At 60.0% G+C, this 10,255-nt stretch carries 10 protein-coding genes; 5 read left to right on the plus strand and 5 right to left on the minus strand.

The genetic code is table 11. The annotated features are described in order from the left end of the window. Positions 1-24: 24 nt before the first annotated feature. The 5 genes from KGB03_RS14650 to KGB03_RS14670 all read right to left on the minus strand — a co-directional run bounded on the left by KGB03_RS14650 (position 25) and on the right by KGB03_RS14670 (position 5,264). A complete protein-coding gene (locus tag KGB03_RS14650) occupies positions 25-993 on the minus strand; it encodes a CDP-6-deoxy-delta-3,4-glucoseen reductase (RefSeq protein ID WP_192408993.1) in 969 nt (322 codons plus the stop codon). Next, positions 993-2,459: a 4-hydroxy-3-polyprenylbenzoate decarboxylase gene (ubiD, locus tag KGB03_RS14655; protein WP_008150342.1), complete on the minus strand. Its 1,467-nt coding sequence runs from the start codon at positions 2,457-2,459 to the stop codon at positions 993-995. The genes KGB03_RS14650 and ubiD overlap by 1 nt, the downstream gene beginning before the upstream one ends. A gap of 139 nt (positions 2,460-2,598) precedes the next feature. After that, positions 2,599-3,858 carry a transcription termination factor Rho gene (rho, locus tag KGB03_RS14660; RefSeq protein WP_007942421.1) on the minus strand — a complete coding sequence of 420 codons (1,260 nt, stop codon included), beginning with the start codon at positions 3,856-3,858 and terminating at the stop codon, positions 2,599-2,601. Positions 3,859-4,106: 248 nt separating this feature from the next. Then, entirely contained in the window at positions 4,107-4,436 is a 330-nt protein-coding gene (gene trxA, locus KGB03_RS14665) for a thioredoxin TrxA (RefSeq protein WP_008150340.1), read from the minus strand. A 120-nt stretch (positions 4,437-4,556) separates the two neighbouring features. After that, positions 4,557-5,264: a FadR/GntR family transcriptional regulator gene (locus tag KGB03_RS14670; RefSeq protein WP_218536635.1), complete on the minus strand. Its 708-nt coding sequence runs from the start codon at positions 5,262-5,264 to the stop codon at positions 4,557-4,559. Between the two features lie 256 nt (positions 5,265-5,520). Here KGB03_RS14670 and KGB03_RS14675 point away from each other — a divergent pair, with 256 nt between their 5' ends. From KGB03_RS14675 to ppx, 5 genes are all read left to right on the plus strand, one after another. Then, entirely contained in the window at positions 5,521-6,306 is a 786-nt protein-coding gene (locus tag KGB03_RS14675) for a transporter substrate-binding domain-containing protein (RefSeq protein ID WP_033060641.1), read from the plus strand. 21 nt (positions 6,307-6,327) lie between these two features. Continuing rightward, a complete protein-coding gene (locus tag KGB03_RS14680; RefSeq protein ID WP_111448347.1) occupies positions 6,328-6,999 on the plus strand; it encodes an amino acid ABC transporter permease in 672 nt (223 codons plus the stop codon). Beyond that, entirely contained in the window at positions 6,996-7,646 is a 651-nt protein-coding gene (locus tag KGB03_RS14685; protein ID WP_192408991.1) for an amino acid ABC transporter permease, read from the plus strand. Before KGB03_RS14680 ends, KGB03_RS14685 begins: the two co-directional genes overlap by 4 nt. After that, the gene (locus KGB03_RS14690; protein ID WP_111448345.1) at positions 7,633-8,370 is read left to right on the plus strand and encodes an amino acid ABC transporter ATP-binding protein; all 738 of its coding nucleotides are present in this window, start codon (positions 7,633-7,635) and stop codon (positions 8,368-8,370) included. The genes KGB03_RS14685 and KGB03_RS14690 overlap by 14 nt, the downstream gene beginning before the upstream one ends. 243 nt (positions 8,371-8,613) lie before the next feature. Next, positions 8,614-10,116, plus strand: coding sequence for an exopolyphosphatase (gene ppx / locus KGB03_RS14695; RefSeq protein ID WP_111448344.1), 1,503 nt, complete (start codon positions 8,614-8,616; stop codon positions 10,114-10,116). Positions 10,117-10,255: the final 139 nt, after the last annotated feature.

Genomic DNA, 10,255 nt, shown 5'->3' on the forward strand with positions numbered 1-10,255 from the left:
AAAATCGCGAATCAAAATCGCGGATCAAGATCGAGGCGCGTACGCAAATACATCCGCGCGCATTTGATGAGCATCCATCCCGGCTTCGACCAAAGCATCCAGCGTGCCGTAGACCATGGCCGGAGAGCCGCTGGCGTAGACATGCAAGGGTTTCAGATCCGGGAAGTCCTCGCACACCGCCTCATGCAACATGCCGCAGCGCCCCTGCCAGCCGCATTGATCGCTGACGACTTTATGCAGGAACAGATTGGGCAGTTTCAGCCATTCATCCCAATGTTCGATGGCATAAAAATCTTCAGGACGACGCACGCCCCAATACAGATGCACCGGATGTTTGAAGCCCGTGGCGCGACAATGTTCGATCAGGCTATGGATCTGGCCCATGCCGGTGCCCGCAGCAATCAGCACCAGTGGACCGTCCGGCAGTTCCGCCAGATGGGTGTCGCCGAATGGCATTTCGATCCGCACCATCAGGTTGCGTTGCAACTGGTCGATCAGGCTCAGCGCACTGCTTTCGCGCGCCAGCACATGAATTTCCAGATCACGCCCGCCATGCGGAGCCGAGGCCAGGGAGAACGCGGATTTCTCACCATTCTCGCGCTCGATCATCAAGTACTGACCGGCGTGATAACGCGGCGGCTTGCCGGCCGGCGCTCGCAGTCGCACACGCCAGGTATCGCCGCCGACGTCCCTGCATTCAATGACCTGACACGACAAGCTGCGCACCGGCAATTCTCCCAGCGCGAGCACGCCATCCCACAGCACGATGCAGTCTTCCAGCGGCTCTGCAATGCAAGTGTAGAACTCGCCATGGTCGCGCACACCGCCTTCCTGTTCGACGCGCCCTTCCACCAGCAGTGCGGCGCACACGTGGCAATTGCCGTTTCGACAGCTTTGCGGGCATTCATAGCCCAGACGCCGTGCGCCATCGAGAATCCGCTCGCCGGGCAGAATCTGTAGCACTGCTCCGGAGGGCTGCAAGGTTACACGCATCAATCTATTCCTAACTGATTCCAGATGGCATCGATCCGCTGGGTAACGGCTTCGTCCTTGACGATCACCCGGCCCCACTCGCGAGTGGTTTCGCCCGGCCATTTATTCGTGGCATCGAGCCCCATCTTCGAACCCAGGCCGGAAACCGGCGAGGCGAAGTCCAGGTAATCGATCGGCGTGTTGTCGATCATCACCGTGTCGCGCTTGGGGTCCATGCGCGTGGTGATGGCCCAGATCACGTCGTTCCAGTCGCGTGCGTTGATGTCGTCATCACAGACGATAACGAACTTGGTGTACATGAACTGTCGCAAAAACGACCAGACACCGAGCATTACCCGCTTGGCGTGGCCCGGATACGACTTCTTCATGGTCACGATGGCCATGCGGTACGAGCAGCCTTCGGGCGGCAGGTAGAAGTCGGTGATCTCGGGGAACTGCTTCTGCAGGATTGGCACGAACACTTCGTTCAGCGCCACGCCGAGAATTGCCGGCTCATCCGGCGGACGGCCGGTGTAGGTGCTGTGGTAGATAGGTTTGATGCGGTGGGTGATGCGCTCGACGGTGAACACCGGGAAGCTGTCGACTTCGTTGTAGTAACCGGTGTGGTCGCCGTACGGGCCTTCATCGGCCATTTCGCCCGGATGGATCACGCCCTCAAGGATGATCTCGGCGGTGGCCGGCACTTGCAGGTCATTGCCACGGCACTTCACCAGTTCGGTGCGGTTGCCGCGCAGCAGACCGGCGAAGGCGTATTCGGAGAGGCTGTCCGGCACAGGCGTCACCGCGCCGAGAATGGTCGCCGGGTCGGCGCCCAGCGCCACGGACACCGGGAATGGCTGGCCGGGATGCTTCTCGCACCACTCACGGTAATCCAGCGCGCCGCCACGGTGACTGAGCCAGCGCATGATGACCTTGTTGCGGCCGATCACTTGCTGACGGTAGATGCCGAGGTTCTGGCGATCCTTGTTCGGACCTTTTGTGACGGTCAGGCCCCAGGTGATCAGCGGGCCGACGTCGCCCGGCCAGCAGGTCTGCACCGGCAGCATCGCGAGGTCGACGTCGTCGCCTTCGATGACCACTTCCTGGCACACCGCGTCTTTGACTACCTTCGGTGCCATGGCGATGATCTTGCGGAAGATCGGCAGCTTGGACCAGGCATCTTTCAGGCCTTTCGGCGGCTCGGGTTCCTTGAGGAACGCCAGCAGCTTGCCGATCTCGCGCAATTCGCTGACCGCTTCTGCGCCCATGCCCAGCGCCACGCGCTCGGGGGTGCCAAACAGGTTGCCGAGCACCGGGATGTCATAACCCGTGGGCTTTTCGAAAAGCAGGGCCGGACCTTTGGCACGCAGGGTGCGGTCGCAGACCTCGGTCATTTCGAGCACTGGGGACACCGGAACCTGGATGCGCTTGAGTTCGCCGCGCTTTTCCAGACCGCTGATAAAGTCGCGCAAGTCGCGATACTGCATGCGTGAGCCTCGTGTTGGCCGTGCCGTTCGGGGGTGGCAGTTTAGCGCCGAACCCCTCTATTCAGAACCACGAACTGCCGGTTCATCAAAAATCAGATAGCAAAAAGCCGGGTTTCCCCGGCTTCTTGGCCTTATCGACTTACTTGCGTTTCATCGACAGGAAGAACTCATCGTTGGTCTTGGTCGTTTTCAGCTTGTCGACCAGGAACTCGATGGCAGCGATTTCGTCCATCGGGTGCAGAAGCTTGCGAAGGATCCACATGCGCTGCAACTCGTCGTCGGCGGTCAGCAACTCTTCGCGGCGGGTACCGGAACGGTTGATGTTGATGGCCGGGAAGACGCGTTTTTCGGCGATGCGACGATCCAGCGGCAGTTCCATGTTGCCCGTGCCTTTGAATTCTTCGTAGATCACTTCGTCCATCTTCGAGCCGGTTTCAACCAGCGCGGTGGCGATGATGGTCAGCGAACCGCCTTCTTCGATGTTCCGCGCGGCGCCGAAGAAACGTTTCGGTTTCTCCAGGGCGTGGGCATCGACACCACCGGTGAGTACTTTGCCGGAGCTCGGGATCACAGTGTTGTAGGCGCGAGCCAGACGAGTGATGGAGTCGAGCAGGATCACCACGTCCTTCTTGTGTTCGACCAGGCGCTTGGCCTTCTCGATCACCATTTCGGCAACCTGCACGTGGCGGGTTGGCGGCTCATCGAACGTCGAGGCAACCACTTCGCCGCGCACGGTGCGCTGCATTTCAGTCACTTCTTCCGGACGTTCGTCGATCAGCAATACGATCAGATGAACTTCAGGATTATTACGCGCGATGTTGGCTGCGATGTTCTGCAGCATGATGGTTTTACCGGCTTTCGGCGGTGCAACGATCAGACCGCGCTGGCCTTTGCCGATCGGGGCGCACAGGTCGATGACACGACCGGTCAAGTCTTCGGTGGAACCGTTGCCGGCTTCCATCTTCATGCGCACGGTCGGGAACAGCGGGGTCAGGTTCTCGAAGAGAATCTTGTTTTTCGCGTTCTCGGGACGATCGTAGTTGATCGTATCGACCTTGAGCAGCGCGAAATAACGCTCGCCTTCCTTTGGAGGACGGATCTTGCCAACGATGGTGTCACCGGTGCGCAAGTTGAAGCGACGGATCTGGCTCGGCGAGACGTAGATATCGTCTGGGCCGGCGAGATAGGAAGCGTCAGCGGAGCGAAGGAAGCCGAAGCCGTCCTGGAGAATCTCCAGCACGCCATCACCGGAAATTTCCTCGCCGCTTTTAGCGTGCTTTTTGAGCAGGGAGAAAATCACGTCCTGCTTGCGCGAACGGGCCATATTTTCTATGCCCATCTGTTCGGCCAATTCGAGCAGTTCGGTAATCGGCTTTTGCTTGAGTTCAGTCAGATTCATATAGGAATGACGTAATCATTTATGGAGGGGGGGAAATTAAGCTTTTGGCTTAATGAGGCCGCGCCGCAGAGAAGGCGACAGGATCGCGTACTTATTCGAAAAGGAGTGCGTCGGCGACGGCTAGCAGGGGGCAGTGGAGAAACCAGTGCGGGGCCGAATGTACCACCTGAGTTTCGGAGCGTCTAGCCCTCAATAACGAAAAGGCCCCGCGATGTGCGGGGCCTTTTTGATGACGCTTTAAACGACGCTTAGATGTTGGCGTCGAGGAAAGCAGCCAGTTGCGACTTCGACAGCGCGCCAACCTTGGTTGCTTCAACGTTGCCGTTCTTGAACAGCATCAGAGTCGGGATACCACGCACGCCATGCTTGGCCGGAGTTTCCTGGTTTTCGTCGATGTTCAGTTTGGCAACGGTCAGCTTGCCTTTGTAGGTTTCAGCAATTTCGTCCAGAACAGGAGCGATCATTTTGCAAGGGCCGCACCATTCAGCCCAGTAGTCGACCAGTACAGCGCCTTCGGCCTTGAGGACGTCGACGTCGAAGCTAGCGTCGGTGACGTGTTTAATAAGATCGCTGCTCATGGAAGTCTCCAGGTTGTAAGCAAAAAAACGTGGCCCATCATAGCCGCCCTTCCCTCGTTCAGGAAGGTGCAGATGATTGAGTCTCGCTATGGCGCCGCATGAGTTTGGGTATAGCTCAAGTCACGAGGTGGCGGGAGCGACGAAGGCAATTCCAGTGCGCAGTGCCGCGTTACGCACATGTTCGTGCATGGCCTTCTGCGCTGCGCCGGACGCCCGCCGGGCCAGTGCGCGGAGGATTTTGCGGTGCTCCTGCCAGGTTTCCATGGCCCGCTCGGCCCGGATGAACGGTAGCTTTTGGCTCTCTAGAAAGATGTCGGCACTGGCGGTCAGGATGCTCAGCATCGCTTGATTGCCGCTCGCCAGCAGGATGCGCCGGTGAAACTCGAAATCCAGTCGCGCCGCAGCCTCGAAGTCGCCGGCCTTCAATTCGACGCGCATGGCGGCGACGTTATCTTCCAGTGCGTCGAGCTCGTGAGTACTCAGGGTCACCGCCGCCAAACCGGCGGCAAAGCCTTCCAGGGCATAGCGCAACTGGAAGATATCCAGCGGCGAGGCCTGGGCCGCGAACGGCCAACTCAGCCCCGCATCACCTCGCGGCAAATCAACCGGTGACTGCACGAACACGCCTTTGCCCGGCTGGATGCTGATCACCCCCAACGCACTCAATGACGACAACGCTTCGCGCAGCGACGCGCGGCTGACCCCCAATTGCACCGCCAGATCCCGTTGCGAGGGCAAGGCATCGCCCGGGCCGAAACCTTGCTCGGCGATCAGTTTACGGATGGCTTGCAGCGCCACTTCAGGTACGGCGCGGGAGATCGAGTTCATGGTTTTTCAGACGAACCAGGCCAATGAGCGGTTAGTTGTAAAGCTATTCGCGACGCCCGGCAAGTCGTGCCCCATGGGGGTTCGGAGATTTTCATGGATGCGCTATCGGGGTGCGAAACCATGTACGACTGTTCAGACCAGTAAGACCGAAAGACTCCAGCAAAACCGTGGCCTTGCGCCCCAAAAACCCGATATTGGCACGGCCCATGCTCTGTCGATCCGCAGAATTCACTTCTCGCCGATTCGGAGATTTGCCATGACCCAGCGTTACAGCGCCCTCCTCGCCGCCCTGTTTGCCAGCCTGATGCTGAGCCAGGCGCCCGCCCACGCCGACGGTCTGGAGGATGTGGTCAAGCGCGGCGTCCTCAAGGTGGCCGTGCCCCAGGACTTCCCGCCCTTCGGCTCGGTCGGCCCGGACATGAAACCGCGCGGCCTTGATATCGACACCGCCAAGCTGCTGGCCGACCAACTCAAGGTCAAACTCGAGCTGACGCCGGTCAATAGCACCAACCGCATTCCGTTCCTGACCACCGGTAAGGTCGATCTGGTGATCTCAAGCCTCGGCAAGAACCCCGAGCGCGAGAAAGTCATCGACTTCTCCCGCGCCTACGCGCCGTTCTACCTCGCCGTATTCGGTCCGCCAGACGCCAGCATCAAAAGCCTGGACGACCTCAAGGGCAAAACCATCAGCGTCACCCGTGGCGCCATCGAAGACATCGAGCTGACCAAAGTCGCGCCCGAAGGCGTGACCATCAAGCGCTTCGAAGACAACAACTCGACCATCGCCGCCTACCTCGCAGGGCAAGTTGACCTGATCGCCAGCGGCAACGTGGTGATGGTGACCATCAGCGAGCGCAACCCGAAACGCATTCCGGCGCTGAAAGTGAAGCTCAAGGATTCGCCGGTCTATGTCGGCGTGAACAAAAACGAGCCGGCGTTGCTGGACAAGGTCAACCAGATCCTCGCCACCGCCAAGACCGACGGCGCGCTGGAGAAGAACTCCCGGACCTGGCTCAAAGAGCCGCTGCCGGCTGATCTCTGATCGTCGTTGCGGAGACTGAATATGGCTTATCAGTTCGACTTTTTACCGGTGGTGCACAACACCGACCTGCTGCTGCGCGGTGCGCTGTTCACCCTTGAACTGACGGCCATCGGCGCGGTGCTCGGGGTGAGTCTGGGCATCGTCGGGGCGCTGGTGCGAGCGTGGAACATCCGTCCGTTCGCCGGCATTTTTGGGGTCTACGTCGAGTTGATCCGCAACACGCCGTTTCTGGTGCAGTTGTTTTTCATCTTCTTCGGCCTGCCGTCACTGGGGGTGCAGATTTCGGAATGGCAGGCGGCAGTGCTGGCGATGGTGATCAACCTGGGCGCCTATTCCACCGAGATCATCCGCGCCGGCATCCAGGCGATCCCTCGAGGACAGCTGGAAGCTGCCGCCGCGTTGGCGATGACCCGTTTCGAAGCGTTCCGCCACGTGGTGCTGCTGCCAGCACTGGGCAAGGTTTGGCCGGCATTGAGCAGCCAGATCATCATCGTCATGCTGGGTTCAGCCGTCTGCTCGCAAATCGCCACCGAAGAACTGAGCTTCGCCGCCAACTTCATTCAGTCGCGCAACTTCCGCGCCTTTGAGACCTATGCCCTGACCACACTGCTCTACCTGTGCATGGCGCTGCTGATCCGCCAGTTGCTGAACTGGATTGGTCGCCGTTTTATCGCAAGGAGCAGCAACCAATGAGCGATTTCACCTTCTGGGACGTCGTACGCAACCTGCTCACGGGCCTGCAATGGACCCTGGCGCTATCGCTGGTGGCATTTATCGGTGGCGGACTGATCGGCTTGCTGGTCATGGTCATGCGCATCTCGAAAAAATCCCTGCCGCGTAACTTCGCCCGCACCTACATCGAACTGTTCCAGGGCACGCCGCTGTTGATGCAGCTGTTTCTGGTGTTCTTCGGCGTGGCGTTGGCGGGGATAGAGATTTCGCCATGGATGGCGGCGGCGATAGCCCTGACGCTGTTCACCAGCGCCTACCTGGCAGAGATCTGGCGTGGTTGCGTCGAGTCGATCCCCAACGGCCAGTGGGAAGCCTCGTCGAGCCTGGCGCTGAACCCGCTGGAGCAACTGCGCTACGTGATCCTGCCGCAAGCGCTGCGAATCGCCGTGGCGCCGACCGTGGGCTTCTCGGTGCAGGTGGTCAAAGGCACCGCCGTCACCTCGATCATCGGCTTCACCGAACTGACCAAGACCGGCGGCATGCTCGCCAACGCGACCTTCGAACCGTTCATGGTCTACGGCCTCGTGGCCCTCGGTTACTTCCTGCTCTGCTACCCCTTGTCCCTCAGTGCGCGCTATCTGGAAAGGAGACTGCATGCCTCTGCTTAGAATCTCGGCCCTGCATAAATATTACGGCGACCACCATGTGCTCAAAGGCATCGACCTCAGCGTCGAGGAAGGCCAGGTGGTGGCGATCATCGGCCGCAGCGGCTCGGGAAAATCCACCTTGTTGCGCACCCTCAATGGCCTGGAATCGATCAACGACGGCGTGATTGAAGTCGACGGCGAATACCTCGACGCCGCCCGTGCCGACCTGCGCAGCTTGCGACAGAAAGTCGGAATGGTGTTTCAGCAGTTCAACCTGTTCCCGCACCTGACGGTCGGCGAGAACGTGATGCTCGCACCGCAAGTGGTACAGAAAGTGCCGAAAGCCAAAGCGGCCGACCTTGCGCGAGAGATGCTGGAACGGGTCGGGCTGGGGGAAAAATTCGATGCCTTCCCGGATCGGTTGTCTGGCGGGCAGCAACAGCGGGTGGCGATTGCCCGGGCGCTGGCGATGTCGCCGAAGGTCTTGCTGTGCGATGAAATTACCTCGGCGCTGGACCCGGAATTGGTCAATGAAGTGCTGAGCGTGGTCCGGCAACTGGCCAAGGAAGGGATGACGTTGATTATGGTCACCCACGAGATGCGTTTTGCCCGGGAGGTTGGGGATAAGTTGGTGTTCATGCATCAGGGCAAGGTGCATGAGGTGGGGGATCCGAAAATTCTGTTCGCCAACCCGCAGACCACGGAGTTGGCGAATTTCATTGGGACGGTTGAGGCTGCGGGCTGATTGATCTTCAGCGCCTGCAAGGCCGCCTTCGCGGGCAAGCCCGCTCCCACAGGGTTCTCTGCTGGAACGCGATGGTGTGCTCGACGCAAAAACCTGTGGGAGCGGGCTTGCTCGCGAAGAGGCCATTCGCAACACCACGGATGCCCCGTGGTAAAAGATCGCAGCCTTCGACAGCGCCTACGCGTTGGCGGCAGCGTTTGATCGTGGCACGATGTCGAGGTTATCGACCGAGACCCCCTGACCATGCCGCAATCCCAAGCCAAGAATCTGTCCCTGATCGCCGCAATCGACCTGGGCTCCAACAGCTTTCACATGGTCGTGGCCAAGGCCCAGAACGGCGAAATCCGTATTCTCGAACGACTCGGGGAGAAGGTTCAGCTGGCCGCCGGCATCGACGATGAGCGTCAGCTCAGTGAAGAATCCATGCAACGCGGGCTCGATTGCCTGAAGCGTTTTGCCCAACTGATCAACGGTATGCCGCCCGGCGCCGTGCGGATCGTCGGCACCAACGCCCTGCGTGAAGCCCGTAACCGTGGCGAATTTATCCGCCGCGCTGAAGAAATCCTTGGCCACCCGGTGGAAGTCATCTCCGGCCGTGAAGAAGCACGCCTGATTTACCTCGGCGTTTCCCACACCCTCGCCGACACCCCGGGCAAACGCCTGGTGGCCGACATCGGCGGCGGCAGTACCGAATTCATCATCGGCCAGCGCTTTGAACCACTGCTGCGCGAAAGCCTGCAAATGGGCTGCGTCAGCTACACCCAGCGCTATTTCAAGGATGGCAAGATCACCCCGGCCCGCTACGCCCAGGCGTACACGGCGGCGCGGCTGGAGATCATGAGCATCGAACACGCCCTGCACCGGCTGACCTGGGATGAAGCCATCGGCTCCTCGGGCACCATTCGTGCGATTGGCCTGGCGTTGAAGGCTGGCGGTCATGGCACGGGCGAGGTTAATGCCCAAGGCCTGGCCTGGCTCAAGCGCAAGCTGATCAAGCTCGGCGACGTCGAGAAGATCGACTTCGAAGGCATCAAGCCTGACCGCCGGGCGATCTTCCCTGCCGGCCTGGCGATTCTCGAAGCGATTTTCGATGCCCTCGAACTGCAACGCATGGACCACTGTGAAGGCGCCCTGCGCGAAGGCGTGCTCTATGACCTGCTAGGCCGCCATCATCACGAAGACGTCCGGGAGCGCACCCTTAGCTCGCTGATGGAGCGTTATCACGTCGATCTGGAACAAGCGGCGCGAGTCGAGCGCAAGGCGTTGCATGCTTTCGATCAAGTGGCTGAGGATTGGGAGCTGGATGACGGGGTCTGGCGCGAATTGCTCGGCTGGGCGGCCAAGGTCCATGAAGTGGGCCTGGACATCGCTCACTATCAGTATCACAAGCACGGCTCCTACCTGATTGAGCACTCGGACCTGGCCGGGTTCTCCCGCGAAGACCAGCTGATGCTCGCGCTGCTGGTGCGCGGCCACCGCCGCAATATTCCCCGGGACAGGTTTGCCGATTTCGGCGATGACGGCATCAAGCTGATTCGCCTGTGCGTGCTGCTGCGCTTTGCGATCCTGTTCCATCACATCCGTGGCACCCAGGAAATGCCCCAGGTCGTGCTGCACGCCAACCGCGACAGCCTTGATGTGCAGTTCCCGGAAAACTGGCTGGACGAAAACCAGCTGACCCAGGCCGACTTCGCCCTTGAAGCGGAGTGGCTGACCCGCGTCGGCTTTGTGCTTAACGTTCGCTGAAAATGAAAAAGGCCTTCTTCGGAAGGCCTTTTTTTGTGTCCGCAATTCAGCAAACGACGCATTGCCCCCTGTGGGAGCGGGCTTGCTCGCGAATGCAGTGTGTCAGTCAATATTGATGTCGACTGACACACTGCATTCG

The sequence above is a fragment of the Pseudomonas sp. BF-B-26 genome (genome assembly GCF_019956495.1).
Classification (GTDB): Bacteria; Pseudomonadota; Gammaproteobacteria; order Pseudomonadales; family Pseudomonadaceae; genus Aquipseudomonas.